General features: G+C 60.6%; 16 protein-coding genes. 7 read left to right on the top strand and 9 right to left on the bottom strand.

The window, feature by feature from the left end; all coding sequences use genetic code 11:
- Positions 1-26: 26 nt before the first annotated feature.
- The 6 genes from B0E33_RS17505 to B0E33_RS17480 all read left to right on the top strand — a co-directional run bounded on the left by B0E33_RS17505 (position 27) and on the right by B0E33_RS17480 (position 6141).
- A complete protein-coding gene (locus B0E33_RS17505; RefSeq protein WP_023003125.1) occupies positions 27-1124 on the top strand; it encodes a TRAP transporter substrate-binding protein in 1098 nt (365 codons plus the stop codon).
- 452 nt (positions 1125-1576) lie between these two features.
- The gene (locus tag B0E33_RS17500) at positions 1577-2080 is read left to right on the top strand and encodes a TRAP transporter small permease subunit (RefSeq protein WP_031270332.1); all 504 of its coding nucleotides are present in this window, start codon (positions 1577-1579) and stop codon (positions 2078-2080) included.
- Positions 2077-3627 carry a TRAP transporter large permease gene (locus B0E33_RS17495; RefSeq protein WP_077291899.1) on the top strand — a complete coding sequence of 517 codons (1551 nt, stop codon included), beginning with the start codon at positions 2077-2079 and terminating at the stop codon, positions 3625-3627. The genes B0E33_RS17500 and B0E33_RS17495 overlap by 4 nt, the downstream gene beginning before the upstream one ends.
- Before the next feature lie 156 nt (positions 3628-3783).
- Positions 3784-4491: an ABC transporter permease gene (locus B0E33_RS17490; RefSeq protein ID WP_023003122.1), complete on the top strand. Its 708-nt coding sequence runs from the start codon at positions 3784-3786 to the stop codon at positions 4489-4491.
- Positions 4484-5308, top strand: a complete 825-nt coding sequence (locus B0E33_RS17485) for an ATP-binding cassette domain-containing protein (RefSeq protein ID WP_208997658.1) — start codon at positions 4484-4486, stop codon at positions 5306-5308. The genes B0E33_RS17490 and B0E33_RS17485 overlap by 8 nt, the downstream gene beginning before the upstream one ends.
- Positions 5305-6141, top strand: coding sequence for an ABC transporter substrate-binding protein (locus tag B0E33_RS17480; RefSeq protein ID WP_023003120.1), 837 nt, complete (start codon positions 5305-5307; stop codon positions 6139-6141). Before B0E33_RS17485 ends, B0E33_RS17480 begins: the two co-directional genes overlap by 4 nt.
- Positions 6142-6411: 270 nt before the next feature.
- Here the strand turns inward: B0E33_RS17480 and B0E33_RS31510 are convergent, their stop codons facing one another.
- The 9 genes from B0E33_RS31510 to B0E33_RS17440 all read right to left on the bottom strand — a co-directional run bounded on the left by B0E33_RS31510 (position 6412) and on the right by B0E33_RS17440 (position 15055).
- A complete protein-coding gene (locus B0E33_RS31510) occupies positions 6412-6540 on the bottom strand; it encodes a hypothetical protein (protein ID WP_023003119.1) in 129 nt (42 codons plus the stop codon).
- On the bottom strand, positions 6537-7892 hold the full coding sequence (locus B0E33_RS17475; protein ID WP_208997657.1) for a c-type cytochrome: 1356 nt from the start codon (positions 7890-7892) through the stop codon (positions 6537-6539). The genes B0E33_RS31510 and B0E33_RS17475 overlap by 4 nt, the downstream gene beginning before the upstream one ends.
- Before the next feature lie 12 nt (positions 7893-7904).
- Positions 7905-9131: a formate dehydrogenase subunit gamma gene (locus tag B0E33_RS17470; protein ID WP_055656237.1), complete on the bottom strand. Its 1227-nt coding sequence runs from the start codon at positions 9129-9131 to the stop codon at positions 7905-7907.
- Positions 9132-9269: 138 nt separating this feature from the next.
- Positions 9270-9863 carry a formate dehydrogenase FDH3 subunit beta gene (gene fdh3B / locus B0E33_RS17465; protein ID WP_006937368.1) on the bottom strand — a complete coding sequence of 198 codons (594 nt, stop codon included), beginning with the start codon at positions 9861-9863 and terminating at the stop codon, positions 9270-9272.
- A 12-nt stretch (positions 9864-9875) separates the two neighbouring features.
- Positions 9876-12779 carry a formate dehydrogenase subunit alpha gene (locus B0E33_RS17460; protein WP_023003116.1) on the bottom strand — a complete coding sequence of 968 codons (2904 nt, stop codon included), beginning with the start codon at positions 12777-12779 and terminating at the stop codon, positions 9876-9878.
- Positions 12780-12883: 104 nt separating this feature from the next.
- The gene (locus B0E33_RS17455; RefSeq protein WP_023003115.1) at positions 12884-13084 is read right to left on the bottom strand and encodes a hypothetical protein; all 201 of its coding nucleotides are present in this window, start codon (positions 13082-13084) and stop codon (positions 12884-12886) included.
- A gap of 58 nt (positions 13085-13142) precedes the next feature.
- Complete coding sequence (locus tag B0E33_RS17450; protein WP_077291898.1) at positions 13143-13751, bottom strand: TorD/DmsD family molecular chaperone; 609 nt, start codon at positions 13749-13751, stop codon at positions 13143-13145.
- Between the two features lie 63 nt (positions 13752-13814).
- Positions 13815-14489: a DUF3306 domain-containing protein gene (locus tag B0E33_RS17445; RefSeq protein WP_208997656.1), complete on the bottom strand. Its 675-nt coding sequence runs from the start codon at positions 14487-14489 to the stop codon at positions 13815-13817.
- Positions 14486-15055, bottom strand: a complete 570-nt coding sequence (locus B0E33_RS17440; RefSeq protein WP_208997655.1) for a DUF3305 domain-containing protein — start codon at positions 15053-15055, stop codon at positions 14486-14488. Before B0E33_RS17440 ends, B0E33_RS17445 begins: the two co-directional genes overlap by 4 nt.
- 206 nt (positions 15056-15261) lie before the next feature.
- On the opposite strand from B0E33_RS17440, the gene B0E33_RS17435 reads away from it, so the two are divergent.
- Positions 15262-17226, top strand: coding sequence for a 4Fe-4S binding protein (locus tag B0E33_RS17435; protein ID WP_077291896.1), 1965 nt, complete (start codon positions 15262-15264; stop codon positions 17224-17226).
- Positions 17227-17242: the final 16 nt, after the last annotated feature.

Below are 17242 nucleotides of genomic sequence, written 5' to 3'. Positions count from 1 at the left end.
CATTCCTTTGACTGAGGGGTAATACCATGAAAAGACGTGATTTTCTGAAAGCCGGCGCCACCGGCACAGCCGCAGTTGCGGCCTCCACCCTGGCCGCACCTGCCATTGCGCAGGATGTGCACCAGTGGCGCATGGTCACCGCATGGCCGAAGAACCTGCCGGGACCGGGCGTCGCTGCCCAGATGCTGGCGGACCGCATCACCGCATTGTCCGGTGGCCGCATCGAGGTGAAGCTCTTTGCCGCCGGCGAAATCGTCCCGGGCAACGGTGTGTTCGATGCCGTCGGCCAGGGCACTGCCGAGCTGTACCATGCTGTTCCCGCCTATTGGGGTTCCAAGTCCAAGGGCATCCTGCTGTTCGGTTCGCAGCCGTTCGGCCTGACAGCTCCCGAACAAGCCGGCTGGATGATCCACGGCGGCGGCCAGGCTCTCTATGACGAGATCTATGCCCGCTTCAACCTGAAGCCGTTCCTGTGCGGCAACTCCGGACCGCAGTGGGCTGGCTGGTTCCGCAACGAGATCAACAGCGCCGACGACCTGAAGGGCCTGAAGTTCCGGTCCACCGGTCTTGCCTCCGAAATGTGTTCCAAGCTCGGCATGGCGGTTCAGGCCATGAGCGGCCCGGCCATGTTCCAGGCGCTTCAGTCCGGCGCGCTTGATGCAGGCGAGTTCATCGGTCCGTGGACCGACAGCGCGCTCGGCTACTACCAGATCGCCAAGAACTACTACTGGCCGGGTGTCGGCGAGCCGTCTTCCGCTGAAGAATGTGCCGTCAACCTGGAAGCCTACAACGCCCTGCCGGACGACCTGAAGGAAGCCGTGCAGCGTGCCTGCGCCAGCCTCTACAACGACGTTCTGACGGAATACAACACCAAGCACGCCCAGGCACTGACCCAGCTGGTCAACGATCACGGTGTGATGGTGAAGAAGCTTCCGGACGACGTCATCGTCGCAATGGGCAATGCCGCCGGTGAAGTGATCGCCGAACTGCGTGCGGACGAAGACGAGCTGGTGAAACGCATCACCGAAAGCTTCCTCGCCTACCGCAAGCTGATGCGCGAGTACATGCCCTATGCCGACAACGGCCAGATGAACGCGCGTATGCTCGACTACAACTACGACTGATCGGGTTGACGTCTCACATCGGGGAAATCTGTTTTCCCCGATGTGGTGGCGTTTTATCGCCCTGTCTGTCGTTGTCCCATTGCGAGCCCCCGGGATCCATTTCGGTTCCTCTTCGCGTCAGAATTCGCTTCGGGGAAACGGCATGCCCTGCAGGGTCAAGTCTTATAAGGATATTGAGGTTTGGGCATCTGTTTTAAGCCGCTTGGGAAGATGGACGGCAGAGGACAAGTGGCGCCTCTATAGAAATGGAACGGCAATGCCCTCCACTTGTCATCCCCGCGCAGGCGGGGATCCAGTAGTCACCGGCGCCCATGCTTTTTACAGGGGCTGCGGCGTACTGGATCCCGGATCTGCGCTCCGCTCCGTCCGGGATGACAAGCGTCGGGATGCCCGATCTCAAGTTCAGGCAGGCAGAAAGCCTTGAGGGGCAAAAGAACCGGGAAGCTACTTTGATGGAAAAACTGGCGGACGCGCTGGAGCGTGTCAATTCGGTAATAGGCAACACGCTGTGCTGGGCGGCGCTTCTGATGTTGCTGCTGCAATTCACGATCGTGTTGCTTCGCTATGTCTTTGGCTACAGCTTCATCTTTCTCGATGAAGGCGTGCTGTATTTCCACGCGGCGATCTTCATGCTCGGCGCCGGGTACACCTTCCTCGTCAATGCCCATGTCCGTGTCGACATCTTCTATGCCAGGAACAGCGAGCGCGCGCAGGCATGGATCGATATCTTCGGCCATCTGTTCCTGCTGACACCGGCTCTCGTCGTGCTGATCTGGTTCTCCTGGCCGTCCGTGCGCGGCAGTTGGGCCATTCTGGAAGGGCCGATTTCCGTTGGCGGCATCCCTGCCTCCTTCCTCCTGAAATCCCTCATTCCCGCCTATTGCGTGCTGCTGCTGATCCAGGGTGTGGCCGCGTTCATCCGCGATGTTCAGAAGCTGAAAGGCGTCAGCGCATGAGCCTGCCTCTCGATCTCATCATGTTCGGCGCGCTGATCGCCTTCATTCTGCTCGGCTATCCCGTTGCCTTCACCATTGCGGGCGTTGCCACGGGCTTTGCCCTGCTCGGCTGGATGATGGGCGACTTCAACATTCAGCTCATGGGCGCCATGGGCCAGCGTTTCTTCGGCGTGCTCACCAACCCGGTCCTGACCGCAATCCCGCTGTTCGTCCTGATGGGCGTCATTCTGGAAAAGAGCCGCATCGCAGAGGATCTGCTGGAAACAATGGGCCGGCTCTTCGGCCGCATGAGAGGTGGTCTCGGTGTTTCGGTGATGCTGGTCGGCGCCCTGCTCGCCGCGTCCACAGGCATTGTCGGCGCAACGGTGGTTGCCATGGGCCTGATCGCCCTGCCCACAATGCTGCGCAATGGCTATGACCCCAAACTTGCCTCCGGCATGGTCTGTACTGCCGGAACGCTCGGCCAGATCATCCCGCCGTCGACACTGCTGATCATCCTGGCCGACGTTATGTCCAATGCCTTCCAGCAGGCGCAATACGCGCAGGGCAAGTTCACCATCGAGACGATCTCGGTCGGCCAGACCTTTGCAGCCGCCATGATCCCGGGTCTGCTGCTCGTCGCCGTCTACTGCGCCTACATTGTCGGCCGGGCTTACCTGTTCCCGAATGATGCGCCAGCGATGTCGGAACATGTCGACCAGCCGTCAGGCCGGCAGATTGCTGCCGCCATCGTGCCGCCGATCCTGTTGATCGTTGCTGTGCTCGGTTCCATCCTCGGCGGCATCGCCTCGCCCAACGAGGCAGCTTCCGTCGGTGCCGTGGGCGCGATCCTGCTGGCAGGCCGCCGTCTCGGGGTGTCCTCAAAGCTCATCGTGCTGGCGACAGCTGCGCTCCTGACGCTTGCAATTGCCGCATCGATCCTGCCGATACGCCTGCAACGCTCCGATGTCACGGCCGGTGGCTACGTTATCGCCGCTGTCTATGCGGGGCTGGCGCTGTTTTCCCTGGGCGTCGTTCTGCACATCCTGAGGAAGGCTTTCGCGGACGGGCTCCTGAAAGCTTCCATGCTGTCCACGCTGACCGTCACCTCGATGATCTTCGCCACCATCCTGATGGCCAGCTTCTTCTCGCTGGTCTTCGTCGGCCTTGGCGGGGAAGACCGGGTCCACGACATCCTTCAGGAAATGCCGGGCGGTCCGACAGGCGCACTGATCTTCGCGATGCTGTTCGTCTTTGTTCTGGGCTTCTTCCTGGACTTCGTCGAGATCTCGGTGATCCTGCTGCCGGTTCTGATCCCGCCCCTGATCCTGATGGGCATCGACCCGATCTGGCTCACGGTCCTGATCGCGATCAACCTGCAGACCTCGTTCCTGACCCCTCCCTTCGGCTTCTCGTTGTTCTATCTGAGAGGCGCGGCACCAAAGGAAATCACAACGGGCCAGATCTACCGCGGTGTCGTTCCCTTTATCATCCTGCAGATCGTCGCCGTCGCCATCCTCTGGACCTTCCCGATGTTCGCCACCTGGCTGCCCCGCTGGCTGTATTGAGGAGTTTCTCGGCAAGCCGACAAAAATTCACGATCTACCTAAAAAAGCCACAGCACCTTCCGCTGTGGCTTTTTTGTACGTGTCCATGTCGTACATGAGTTTCATTCTTTGGCATTTTACGTTATTTTTTCCCATAGAGAGGGAGAAATGACAGGAATGGACAGTTTCTGGGGGGCATTTGCTGGAGCCCTTGGCCTGGTCGTCGCGCTGGATCCGGATCTGATGGAAATCATCGGCCTGTCCATGCGGGTCACGCTTACGGCTGTCGTTCTCGCCTGCGTTATCGGCCTGCCCCTCGGCGCGGCGGTCGGCACTTTCAATTTCCCCGGAAGAACGCTCGTCGCCGTCATCTTGAACGCGCTGATGGGCCTGCCCCCTGTCGTGGTCGGCCTGCTTGTCTATCTCGTCCTGTCGGCATCCGGACCGCTCGGGCCGCTGCGCCTGCTCTACACGCCGACTGCCATGATTATCGCGCAGATGGTGCTGGTGACACCCATTGTCGCCGCGCTGACACGTCAGGTAATCGAAGACCTCAACAGGGAATATTCCGAGCAATTCGCATCGCTCGGCGTCGGCCGATTTGATCGTCTGACAGCCATGCTCTGGGATGCCCGCTACAGCCTGCTGACCGTCGCGCTGGCCGGTTTCGGCCGTGCGGTTGCCGAAGTCGGAGCGGTTATCATTGTCGGTGGCAACATCAACCATGTTACCCGCGTGATGACCACGACCATCGCCTTGGAAACATCCAAGGGCAATCTCCAGCTTGCCTTGGCGCTCGGCGTGATCCTGCTGATGATCGCCTTTGCCGTGAATGCCGGTGTCATGGCCCTTCGTGCCTCAGCTGCGAGGGCCGCCTATGCGTGACGCAGCTTTCGACACACCAGGCACTGCCTCCACGATGTCGCGCCGTAGCCCGGCAATGCACGACCCCTTGCTGGATGTCAGAAGTCTCGGCTTTTCGGCAGGCGGCGAAAAACTTCTGCACGACGTCGATGTTGCCATCCGGCGCGGTTCACGCACGCTCATCATGGGCCCGAACGGAGCCGGCAAGAGCCTCTTGCTGCGATTGATGCACGGTCTGCTTCAGCCGCAGGAAGGCGCTATCCTGTGGGAAGGCGGCCGGATGGACGCCACCGCCCGACGCGCGCAGGCTATGGTCTTCCAGCGTCCCGTGTTGCTGCGCCGCTCGGTTATCGCCAATCTCAAGTTCGCCCTGAGCGTTCGCGGCCTGCGGGGCAGCGAACGCGCCGACAAGGTCAAGGCCGCGCTGGAAACGGCGGGCCTCAGTCATCTGGCCCGGCGACCAGCGCGCGTCTTGTCCGGCGGCGAGCAGCAGCGCCTGTCCCTGGTGCGCGCTCTTGCCTGCGATCCCGAACTCCTGTTTCTCGACGAACCTACTGCCAATCTCGACCCGGCCTCCACTGCCGCGATCGAGTCCCTGGTACTGGAAGCCAACGCCCGCGGTGTCACCGTTGTTCTGGTGACACATGATGCAGGCCAGGCAAAACGCCTCGGTGAAGACCTCGTGTTTCTACAGAACGGCACAGTGGTCGAGACAGGCCCTGTCGAAAAAGTGCTGGCCAACCCCAGAAGCGAACCTGTTCGCGCCTGGCGGGAAGGCAGGCTTTACCTTGGACCCAACACCCAATCCCTGAATGATTACCCCGGGAGGAAAAATTGATCAGAAGAGCATTTCTGGCGCTTGCCGCCGCCGTCCTGACGACCGTATTTGCCGGTCAGCCGAGTTTTGCGGAAGACAAGTTCATTGTCGTCCAGTCGACCACCTCAACCCAGAATTCGGGCCTGTTCGACTACCTCCTGCCCATCTTCCAGGAAAAGACCGGCATTGAGGTCCGCGTGGTTGCCGTTGGCACAGGCCAGGCCATCAAGAACGCCGCCAATGGCGATGGCGATGTCCTGTTCGTTCACTCCAAACCGTCCGAAGAAAAATTCGTTGCAGACGGTCTCGGCGTTTCCCGTTCCGACGTCATGTACAACGACTTTGTCATCGTCGGCCCGGCAAACGACCCTGCAGGCGTCGCCGGCTCGAAAGATGTCGTAGAGTCCCTGAAGAAAATCGCCGATGCGAAGGCCCCGTTTGCCTCTCGCGGCGATGACAGCGGCACCCACAAGGCGGAGCTTCGCCTGTGGAAGGCCGCCGGCATCGACCCGAGCGAAGGGTCTGGCGACTGGTACCGTGAAACCGGCTCCGGCATGGGCGCTACCCTCAACACCGGCACCGGCATGGGCGCTTACGTCATGACCGATCGTGCCACCTGGATCTCCTTCGGCAACAAGGGCGACTACAAGGTTGCCGTTGAAGGCGACCCGATCCTGTTCAACCAGTACGGCATCATTCTGGTGAACCCGGAAGTTCATGCCCATGTGAAGGCCGATCTTGGCCAGCAGTTCGTTGACTGGGTGCTGTCCAAGGAAGGCCAGCAGGCTATCGCCGACTACAAGGTCGACGGCCAGCAGCTGTTCTTCCCGAATTCGGACAAGGGCTCAAGCTGAGCCCGTCTGACCGTCTTCTCGCTTTCCGAGTGAGTGGAGCCAGATAGCAATCTGTGTCGCATGCTCCGCTCAAACCTTCCCCCTTCTCACGCGAGGAGGGGGATTTTTTTGACCTGGTCAAATGCAACTGGACTTGCGTCGAGCTTCAAGGGCACCCCGGGGCGGACGGCCTGTGCGCCGCACAAGGTACCGCTCATGAGCTTTCAACAGCGCATGTGCAACAGAATTAGCGGCAGGCGTCGCCTTTTTCCGTCGAATTGCGGGTAATCGTTATTCCCCCAAGCGCACGGACGGGCTGGACGTGAAGTCGGCGCTGGAAAACCGCAGGTGCTCCAGAACCTGGTTGGCGCCGATGGCAATCACGATAATGGCGGCAAACGCGATGAGCATTGTTTTCATTGTGTATCTCCTTCGGATGGCGCCGTCGCCGATTTCAGATAGTCGATCAGGTCGTCACGGTCTTGCTGTTCCACAATCCGCTGCATCGGCATCTTCGACCCGGGAATATAGTGATCCGGGCCGTCCAGGAACAGTTGATCGATCGTCGCTTCCGACCAGACAATATCAGATCCTGACAGGGTCGCCGAATAGGGGTAGTCCGGAATAGTGCCCGCACGCCGGCCGAAGATGTTATGAAGCGTCGGCCCGGCCTTGCGCGCGGTATCGCCGGTCAGGGCGTGGCAGATCGAGCATTTGCGCGCGAACTGCCGTTCGCCGTTGGACATTTCTTCCGGTTTCTTGAGGAATTGCGGTGTCTCGGTTGCCATCGGATCGAATGTTGCAAGATCCGCAAGCGGCCATGAATAGACGATGTTCTCGATGCCGCCCGCATGCAACACATCGCCGTCCTTCGAAAAGGCGAGCGCCCAGATCGGACCTTTCAGTGCTGCCCGGAAATCCGTTTCAAGCGCCCAGGACGTCGTGTCGAACACGGTGATATATCCATGACCGTCACCGGTCGCCAGACGTGAGCCATCCGGACTGACCGCCATGGCCAGTATGGGCCGGCGCTCGAAAGTGAAGTCATGCAGCCGTTCGCCGGTTTCGATATCGACGATCCGCGTCACTCCGTCCTGGGAGCCATAGGCAATCCAGCTCTCCCGGTCACCCTCACCGCCAATGGCAATGACATTGATGCCGAAACCGTTGCGATCAACGACCCGCTTTTCACTTTGCGTTGCCAGATCCCAGAGCTTGATCGACCCGTCGACCGACGCTGAATAAAGCTGGCGCCCGTCCCTTGAAAACGCGACCGCATTCACCCCGGCTGCATGTCCGGCAAGATAAGCCGGCTCGCCGCCAGCAACCGGCCACAGCCCCACACGTGCATCCCAGCTTGCGCTGGCAATCGTCGTCTTGTCGGGGGAAACCGCAAGCCCCATGATCTTGGCCGTGTGCCCTTCCAGAACCCGGTTCGAGTTATCGCGGGTGTTCCAGAGAATAAGCTCGTTGTCGTCTCCGCCGGACACCAGATGGCTGCCGTCCAGAAACTGAACCACCTTGACCGCCGCCGCATGGCCCTCAAGCCATTGCGGCACCCGGTCTTTCCAGATGCCGACCGAATTGTCGAAGCTGGCAGTGGCCACCTGACCGGTCTCAAGGGAAACGTCGATATCCATAACCGGGCCGCCGTGGCCCTTCAGGGTCTGGAAATCGGCGCTACCGGCTGCGGAGACCAGCGTCAGAAGGAAGCCGGCAGCGGGCCCGAAGACCCGTGCAAGCAACCATACGGGATCCGGCTGAAACGGCATGTCACGCCGGGCCTATTCGGCGGGAACCGCGCTATCGCCGCCTGAATGTTTGGCGGCTTCGCGCTTTTCAGCTTCTTCGACTTCCTTCACCCAGAGGCCGTGGTGCTCCTTCGCCCACTGCAGTTCAACCTCGCCGGAGCCCATGGCGTCATAGGCGCCTTCCATGCCGATGGAACCGATGTAGATATGCGCCAGGATCAGCGCCATCATCACGAAGGCCACAATGGCGTGCCACAGTTGCGCAAATTGCATTTCCTCATGCGGTGCAAGCGCGGTAGGCAATGTACCGAGACCCACCAGCTGCGGCAGGCCGAGTGCGTTGAGCTTTTCGAAGGTGACCGCAAACATCGGCATTTCGAACGGGAACAGCAGCGACAGACCGGAAACGGAGATCGACGCGCCCAGGACGATCACCCCCCAGAACACCAGCTTCTGGCCGAAGTTGAATTTCTTGGCCGGCGGGTGCACGCCCTTCTTGAAGAGCCCGCCACCAACGGCGATCCATTTCACGTCCGTCTTGTTCGGGATGTTGTGCGCGACCCACATCACGAACACCATGATCAGGCCCAGCATGAAGGCCCAGGCGACGTTGTTGTGGATCCACTTTGAGAAATGCGCGACGGGCGCAAAAGCGTCCTTGCCGATCATGGGGATGATCACGAAGCGCCCGAAAAGCGTCAGCAGGCCGGTAATGCCAAGCAGGACGAAGGATCCCGCAAGCAGCCAGTGCCCGAAGCGCTCGATCGCCTTGAAGCGGGTGATGGTGCGGCCTGTCTTCTCGCCGTCGATGCGAATACGGCCGCGAATGAGATAGAAAAGGGCCAGCAGCACGATGGTCCCGCCGAGCAGCCAGGCGCCGTAAGTGGCAAGTGGTCCCTTGCGCCATTCAAGCCAGCGCATGCCGCCATCCTGCATCAGAACGGTTGCTGCAAATCCACCGGAAGAGACTGTTACATCCGCGGAGCCATACCGCAGTGCCCGCCAGAGCTCCGGATCGGAGACACCGCCAAGCGTCCCGAGCTGTGAGGAAATCGACGCCGCGTCGTCCGGATCACCGGTGTTGTTGCGGCGGAAGTCGTAGTCGACCTTCTCGCCACGCTGGCGCTTCATGATGTCTTCAAGCGTCTGCGCACCACCGGTCGCCGACCGGTCGGCGGACGTATCCTGTGCAAACCCTGTCCCCAGACCTGCACCAAGAAAGGCCAGAAGAACAAGCAAAGCCATAGTCACGCGTTTCATGACCGCAAACCTCATTGTCGATTACAACCGGAGACGAGCGGGGCGGCTGTAAAGCCGCCCCGCCTACGTTTCTTTCAGGCATCTACCCAAGCGTGACAGGCAGTCCGGCGTGCCGGTCTGCCCTCACCCCGCAAGGGATCAGCCGCCTTTCTGGCCGTAAGCGGTACCCCAGCCCCAGGCGCCCGAGCCGAAGCCGCGGGCAACCACACGTTCGCGGTAGATGGCCGACACGACGTCGCCATCACCCGCGAGCAGGGCCTTGGTGGAGCACATTTCCGCGCAGAGCGGCAACTTGCCTTCCGCGATACGGTTGCGGCCGTATTTCGCGAACTCTGCAGTGGAGTTGTTTTCTTCCGGACCACCTGCACAGAAGGTGCATTTGTCCATCTTGCCGCGCGATCCGAAATTGCCCGCTTGCGGGAATTGCGGTGCGCCGAACGGACAGGCGTAGAAGCAGTAGCCGCAGCCAATGCACAGGTCCTTCGAGTGAAGCACCACGCCTTCTTCGGTCTGGTAGAAACAGTCCACCGGGCACACCGCCATGCAGGGTGCGTCCGAGCAGTGCATGCAGGCCACGGAGATCGACCGTTCGCCCGGTTTGCCATCATTGATGGTCACAACACGGCGGCGGTTGATGCCCCACGGCACCTCGTGCTCGTTCTTGCAGGCCGTGACGCAGGCATTGCACTCAATGCAGCGTTCGGCGTCGCAAAGGAACTTTGATCTTGCCATTTGTCGTCCTCCTTACGCTGCCGAGATCTTGCAGAGAGTAGCCTTGGTCTCTTGCATCTGGGTCACCGAGTCATACCCGTAGGTCTGAGCGGTGTTACAGCTTTCCCCAAGCACATAGGGGTCTGCACCCTTCGGATACTTCGACCTCAGGTCCTCGCCCTGGTAATGACCACCGAAGTGGAACGGCATGAAGGCAACGCCTTCGCCGACACGTTCGGTAACCATCGCCATGACCTTGACCTTGCCGCCCTCCGGGCCTTCGACCCAGACCTGTGCGCCGTCACGCACCCCGAGATTGTTGGCATCCCGCGGATTGATTTCGACGAACATGTTCTGCTGGAGTTCAGCCAGCCAGGGGTTCGACCGGGTTTCGTCCCCGCCGCCCTCGTATTCGACCAGACGGCCGGATGTGAGGATGATCGGGAAGTCCTTGGAGAAATCGTTCTTCTGGATCGACGCATAGAGTGTCGGAACCCGCCAGAACGACTTGTCGGCATAGGTCGGATAGTCCGCGACCAGATCCCGCCGGTTGGTGTAGAGCGGCTCGCGGTGCAGCGGCACCGGATCCGGGAAGGTCCACACAACGGCACGCGCCTTGGCGTTGCCGAACGGGGCACAGCCATGGGCGATCGCCACGCGCTGGATACCGCCCGAAAGGTCGGTTTTCCAGTTCACGGTGCCGATCTTGTCCGCAGCGCCGGCAACAGTCTCGATCGACTGACGCTCTTCGGCCGTCAGGTCACCATCCCAGCCGAGGTCGATCAGCATCTGCATGGTGAACTCGGGATAGCCGTCCTGAATATCCGCACCGGGGTTGGAGACCCCTTCCGCAAGAAGGTTCTGGCCATCACGCTCCACGCCGTAACGGGCACGGAAGCACAGACCGCCTTCAGCGACCGGCATGGACATGTCGTAGAGATTTGCCGTTCCCGGGTGTTTCATCTCTGCGGTGCCCCAGCACGGCCACGGCATGCCGTAGAACTCGCCGTCGTTCGGACCACCGACTGCACGCAGCGTGGTGCGGTCGAAGGTGTGCTGGTTCTCCATGTGCGACTTGATACGCTCAGGCGACTGGCCGGTGTAGCCCACCGTCCACATGCCGCGGTTGAACTCGCGTGTCAGGTCCTCGATGTTCGGCTCGTCCCCGTCCATGCCGATGTTGCGGAAGAGACGGTCGTCGAAACCGAACTTCTTGGCGAACATGGCGATGATCGTGTGGTCGGGCTTGGATTCAAACAGCGGTGCAATCACCTGTTCGCGCCACTGCAGCGACCGGTTGGAAGCGGTCACCGAACCACGGGTCTCGAACTGGGTCGAGGCCGGCAGCAGGTAACAGCCGTCGGTGCGGTCGTGCAGGATTGCCGAAACAGTCGGATAGGGATCAACCACGACCAGAAGGTCGAGCTTTTCCATAGCCTGTTTCATTTCCGGCAAACGGGTCTGGGAGTTCGGGGCATGGCCCCACAGCACCATCGCACGCGTGTTGTCCGGCTGTTCCAGGTTTTCCTTGGCTTCAAGGACACCATCGATCCAGCGGCTGACCGGGATACCGGTCAGGTTCATCATGGCCTTGTCCTTGCCGTCCGCACCCTTGATGGTGCCGAAGCGGCCTTTCAGCCAATCCAGATCTTCTTCCCACACACGAGCCCAGTGAGCCCAGGAGCCGGCGGTCAGGCCGTAATAGCCCGGCAGCGTGTCGGCGAGAACACCGAGGTCGGTCGCTCCCTGCACGTTGTCGTGGCCACGGAAGATGTTGGTGCCGCCACCGGCGGTGCCCATGTTGCCGAGAGCCAGCTGCAGGATGCAGTAGGCACGGGTGTTGTTGTTGCCGTTGGTGTGCTGGGTGCCGCCCATGCACCAGATCACGGTGCCCGGACGGTTGTTGGCAAGCGTCCGCGCCACGCGCTTCAGCTGGCTTTCCGGCGTACCGGTGACACGCTCGACTTCATCGGGCGTCCATTTGGCAACTTCTTCGCGGATCTGGTCCATACCCCACACGCGGGTGCGGATGAACTCCTTGTCTTCCCAGCCGTTTTCGAAGATGTGCCACAGAATGCCCCAGATGAGGGCAACGTCCGAACCCGGACGGAAGCGCACATATTCGTCGGCATGGGCCGCGGTGCGGGTGAAACGCGGATCGCAGACGATCAGCGGTGCGTTGTTCTGTTCCTTGGCGCGCAGCACGTGCAGCAGGGAGACGGGGTGAGCCTCCGCCGGATTGCCGCCAATGATGAAGATCGCCTTGGAATTGTGGATGTCGTTGTAGCTGTTGGTCATGGCGCCGTAGCCCCATGTGTTCGCTACGCCGGCAACCGTCGTGGAGTGGCAGATACGGGCCTGGTGGTCGACGTTGTTCGTTCCCCAGTAGCCTGCAAACTTGCGGAAGAGATAAGCCTGCTCGTTACTGTGCTTGGCCGAGCCGAGCCAGTAGACGCTGTCCGGACCGCTTTCTTCGCGGATCTGTAGCATCTTGTCGCCGATCTCGTTGATCGCCTCATCCCAGCTGATCCGCTTCCACTCTCCGCCTTCCTTTTTCATCGGATATTTCAGGCGGCGCTCGCCATGAGCGTGTTCGCGGACGGAAGCTCCCTTGGCGCAGTGGGCACCCAGGTTGAACGGGCTGTCCCAACCGGGCTCCTGCCCGATCCAGACTCCGCTGGAAACTTCGGCGATAACGGTACAGCCAACGGAACAGTGCGTGCAGATCGACTTGACGGTCTTCACGGCATCGCCGGTGGATTGTGCCTTGGCTTTGGTGACCGTTCCTCCGGTCACGGTAATGGCGGCCAGGCCGCCTGCGGCAAGACCGGATCCCTTAAGGAACGTACGGCGGTCTACCGACTTGTGTGCAGCGTCTTTCAGGATACTTGCACCTTGGGGGCGTCGCGCAACCCCATTGGTCTTTTTCCTAAGCATATTGCCCTACCTTGCTTGTATCAGAACCTGATACGGCTGGGTTATTTGTGAACCGGCGTCCGGGCGTCACGCAACCATGGCCGGGGAAGTCTCACAGGGTCCAGTTAGAACCGGGCGCTGTCGTAGTAGGCACGGGTATGAACCGTGTCCTGCATCTTGTCGGAAGCCAGATCCGGTTCAGCCGCTTCAGCGGTGGTTCCGGCGGTTACCGTGGTCACGGCAACCGGGGCAGAAATCGCCGCCAGCTTCAGGAAGTCCCGGCGGCCTGTACCCTCTTCGGGGCTTGCCGTTTCGGGTCGTTTCATTGTCGCATTCCTCCTCTCGCAGATGGATGGCCAAGCCACCCCATTTCAGATGCAACCGTCAGTTCGAGATCATGTCGAAGCCCTGTGCCTCGATTTCCATGAACTGGCGCCCCAACGATCCGACAGCACCGTAGAACACCGATGTTCCGGCCGCTTCCAGATCAGTGAAGAAATGTATCGCCCAGGGTTCCACGTGGGCGTTGAAGAAACTCTTCTGTTCGCTGAGAGTCGTCACCTTGCCGAAACGGCCGAGGATCATCCCCGCCATCATCTCCATCAGCGATGCGATGTTGTCTTCCGGCTCGTGCTTGTCTTCAGCGCGCTCGATCCCGCGCTCCGCCATGTCCTGGCGCAGCTTTGCGAGAGGCTTTTCGTTGAGGAACCCTGTCAGGTAATAGCTGGCGTATGGCAGCAGTTCGCCGCGCCCGAGACCGACGAAAAGGGCATTGAATTCACGCTCGGCCGTCTCCGGCGTCGTCACTGCCGCAATTCTGGCAAGCACATTGAGAGCATTGCCCAGAGGCGTGTCACCGCCCTGCAGGCCTGCAATCTGCTCGAGCAGTTCGGCTCCGGCCGGGCGCGCAAGCACCAGTGCCAGAAAGTCGTACAATTCGGACCGGGCCTGATCTTCCGGTTCGATAATGAATTCCCTCGCCACAACGGCCATTCGAGCCTTTTCCTCCCACACACGCGGTGCTTTTCTGGCGCAAAAACTTCTTAGACTTTAGTATTAATCAAAGTCGAAACGCATTCGGCGCCGTTTCGGCAGGCGCTCTTCTTCGGTTTCGACCAGTGCTGTTTCATCAGACACAATAGTTCCAATTTCACTAATTTGCACCTTCTCGTCTCTTTGCGTCAATCGAATAGATGTTTTTCCATTTTCGACATAAGTATGCTGCGCTGCAGCAAGTTGTTCCGATTGCGGCGCAGCAGAATCACTTTGCCCGGAAAGTACTTCACCTTCTCCGGCCTGCGTAGCGTCCGAGTTTTCGTCCGGCTCCGTTTCAGAGATTTTTTTCAAGAATCCACGACCAACTTCATAGGCGGTCTTCACCACCTGACCGGCGGTCGATGCATCGGTAAAATCATCGTCATAATCGTTCAGGCCATCGAGATTGGCGAGAACGGGGTTGGACAGCCACAAACGGCGCAATGCCCTCCGGCGCAGACGCTCCGGCACGGTCTTGGCCAGGAACTGCGTGAAATCATCGTCCTTCTGCAGGCTGTCGGGATCAGGCAGTCCAAGTTCTTCCAGGATTTCCGCGTCGGTCTTTTCTTCCAGCTCGACCCGTTTCGCGGTTTCAAGCTCAGCGTCCCGGCGCTCGACCTCCGCGGCTTCGGCCTCGCGAACCGCAGCCTTGCGCCTTGACCAGAAATCCATTGGCTTGTCGTCGCCGGAGTTCACTGCAGTGTGTCCTTCTTTCGGGTGCCGGGCGCCCGGTAAACGTCGGCAAGCTGCCGGATGCGCGGATCACCGATGCCTTCTTCCTCCAGGTCGATCCGATGCTTGTCACGCTGGCGCTTGTAGAAGATTTCCTCTTCGTGGTGCATGTCAATGAATTCCCGGACCCAGGCAATCAGCCCTGGCGGCATTGGCACCTTCTCGACAAAGACCTCGGCGGAATCCGCGTAATCCAGGCCTTCATGGGCAGATGCTGTCATGTGCAGCACCTCAATGGGGATCGCCGGAGCCAGCTCCGGGGCAGCCCGCATCACAACGTAGACGGAGGGAACCTTGTCGGACAGGGCAATCAGATAGGCTTCGGTCTGGGTGTGATGCAGCTCCAGGCTCAAGGTCGTCGCATGGTATTCGATCGCATTGCCTTCGGCCCGCAGCATTTTCCAGTCCGCAGGCGCGGCCCCCGGCAGCAGGGACACCGGCAACCAGGTCCACTTCTGCCAGCGCGTTACGCCAGGCAGCCTGCGCACCACAACCCCGACCGGCATGACGCGCGTTCTTTCCCTAGTCACGAACCACCTACCTCCCCGTCCGCCGGTTCAATCCGACTCTGTTTTGATGTTACGTAAAATGCTGTAGCAAGCGACATAAATTTCAAGCCCCGCAGAAGTCGAACTTGACGCGCGCCTTTCAGCGCCCTTGTTATGGGGTTCGGTATTGTCTGACAAATCACAAGAGAATCGGTTTCGGACGATCCGGGGGAGAGGACGCGCACACAATGACGCAACCAAGGCTTCTGCTTTGCGATTGCCTGAATACTCAGGCTATTGACGCCGGGCTTTTAGAACAGGCGACAGGACTGCCCTGTTCGAAAATCCACACGCAACTTTGCCGCGGCGAAGCAGCGCAGGCTGCCGAGGCGCTTCAGGCAGGCAATGTCATCATCGCATGCCAACAGGAACGCCAGGCGTTCGAGGATCTGGCCGCGGACCTTGAAGCGGACGAACCTCTTTTTGTCGATCTGCGCGACCGAGCCGGTTGGACCGCCGACACCCGCAGCACGTCTCCCAAGATGGCCGCGCTGCTCGCCGAATCGATCTTGCCGACACCCGGTGCAAAGGTCGTGGACGTTACCTCGGAGGGCACCTGCCTCATCCTTGGCGACAGCGAAGCTGCGCTTACCGCGGCAGACCATCTTTGCGAGCTCCTGAGCGTTACAGTCATTCTCGACCCTGCCGACGAATTGCCTCTTGCCGACGACCGGCGGTTCGACATCGTGCGCGGCCGGGTGACAACAGCAACCGGTGCGCTTGGCCACTTCAAGGTCGGTTTCGATGCCCTGCAGGAGCGCATTCCCGGCGGGCGGGGCGCGTTCAACTGGACAGATCCCAAGAGCGGTGGGCGCACGGAATGCGACATCGTGCTGGACCTCCGCCGGGGACAACCGCTCTTTCCCGCACCGGAAAAGCGGGAAGGCTACCTGCGGGCAGACCCGGGCAATACGGGCGCGTTCACCAAGGCGCTCCTGGATGCCTCGCAACTTGTCGGCACCTTCGAAAAGCCGCTCTACGTTCGTCTGGACGAGCAGCTCTGCGCTCACTCCAGGGCCCGCAAAACAGGCTGCACGCGCTGTCTGGATCTTTGCCCAACCGGTGCCATCAGCCCTGGCGGCGACAGTGTTGCGGTCGATACGATGGTCTGCGCCGGCTGTGGAAGCTGTTCGGCAGTCTGTCCGTCCGGTGCCATCAGCTACGATGCTCCTCCCGTCAGCCACACCTTCCAGCGCCTGCAAACGCTGGCGGCAACCTGGCGCAAGCTCAGCTCCGACGCACCGCGCCTGCTCGTTCACGACAGCAGCCACGGTGCAGAGCTGATCCGCCTGGGCGCGCGCTATGGCAAGGGCTTGCCGGCGGACGTCATTCCGCTGGAGATGGAAGCCATTGCCAGTTTCGGCCATACGGAAAGCCTGGCAGCACTTGCCTGCGGCTTCGCCGACGTGACCGTGTTGCTATCACCTGCCACCGAAAAGGAAGGCATGCCCTTCCAGGCCGAACTCTCCAATGCGATCGCCGGCGAAGACCGCGTCTGCCTCATCACCCCGTCAGATCCGGACGAGCTGGAAGAAATCCTTTACCGCGAACAGTCTCCGGTGACCGCGAAGCAGCCGATCCTGCCCTTTGGCTCCCGCCGGCAAATCACGCGCCTCGCCGCCAAAACGCTCAACGAGCCGGGCAAGGTCATCCCGCTTCCGGAAGGAGCCCCCTATGGCTCGGTTGTCCTTGACCAGGACGCCTGCACGCTGTGCCTGTCCTGCGTGTCGCTCTGCCCGTCCGGCGCCCTGAAGGAAAATCCCGATGCGCCGCAGCTGCGCTTTCAGGAGGATGCCTGCCTTCAGTGCGGCATCTGCACGACAATCTGCCCGGAAAAGGCCCTGACACTGGATCCGAGGCTTGATCTTTCGGACGACGCATTGCGCGCCAGGGTGCTGAAGGAAGAAGAGCCGTTCAACTGTGTTGAATGCGGCAAGCCATTCGGTGTCCGGTCAACAGTGATGAGACTGACGGAAAAGCTCGCCGGCAAACACGCCATGTTCCAGGACAACAAGGCCATACAGCTCATACAGATGTGCGACGACTGCCGCGTGAACGCCGTCTACCATTCGGAAAACAACCCGTTCGCCTCCGCCGAGCGCCCACGTGTTCGCACGACGGACGACTACATCAGCAAGCGGCGCGATCATTGAACCGGATGAGACAAGA

The sequence above is a fragment of the Roseibium algicola genome, from assembly GCF_001999245.1.
Taxonomy (GTDB): Bacteria; Pseudomonadota; Alphaproteobacteria; order Rhizobiales; family Stappiaceae; genus Roseibium; species Roseibium algicola.
The sequence above is the reverse complement of the archived record's forward strand: the minus strand, read 5'-3'. Positions and strand labels throughout refer to the sequence as shown.

Coding starts and splice junctions, on each gene's coding strand:
- B0E33_RS17490 (WP_023003122.1), top strand. CDS start 3,784: ATGGACAGTTTCTGGGGGGCATTTGCTGGAGCCCTTGGCCTGGTCGTC.
- B0E33_RS31510 (WP_023003119.1), bottom strand. CDS start 6,540: ATGAAAACAATGCTCATCGCGTTTGCCGCCATTATCGTGATTGCCATC.
- fdh3B (WP_006937368.1), bottom strand. CDS start 9,863: ATGGCAAGATCAAAGTTCCTTTGCGACGCCGAACGCTGCATTGAGTGC.
- B0E33_RS17460 (WP_023003116.1), bottom strand. CDS start 12,779: ATGCTTAGGAAAAAGACCAATGGGGTTGCGCGACGCCCCCAAGGTGCA.
- B0E33_RS17455 (WP_023003115.1), bottom strand. CDS start 13,084: ATGAAACGACCCGAAACGGCAAGCCCCGAAGAGGGTACAGGCCGCCGG.
- B0E33_RS17475 (WP_208997657.1), bottom strand. CDS start 7,892: ATGCCGTTTCAGCCGGATCCCGTATGGTTGCTTGCACGGGTCTTCGGG.
- B0E33_RS17450 (WP_077291898.1), bottom strand. CDS start 13,751: ATGGCCGTTGTGGCGAGGGAATTCATTATCGAACCGGAAGATCAGGCC.
- B0E33_RS17505 (WP_023003125.1), top strand. CDS start 27: ATGAAAAGACGTGATTTTCTGAAAGCCGGCGCCACCGGCACAGCCGCA.
- B0E33_RS17485 (WP_208997658.1), top strand. CDS start 4,484: ATGCGTGACGCAGCTTTCGACACACCAGGCACTGCCTCCACGATGTCG.
- B0E33_RS17435 (WP_077291896.1), top strand. CDS start 15,262: ATGACGCAACCAAGGCTTCTGCTTTGCGATTGCCTGAATACTCAGGCT.
- B0E33_RS17495 (WP_077291899.1), top strand. CDS start 2,077: ATGAGCCTGCCTCTCGATCTCATCATGTTCGGCGCGCTGATCGCCTTC.
- B0E33_RS17470 (WP_055656237.1), bottom strand. CDS start 9,131: ATGAAACGCGTGACTATGGCTTTGCTTGTTCTTCTGGCCTTTCTTGGT.
- B0E33_RS17500 (WP_031270332.1), top strand. CDS start 1,577: ATGGAAAAACTGGCGGACGCGCTGGAGCGTGTCAATTCGGTAATAGGC.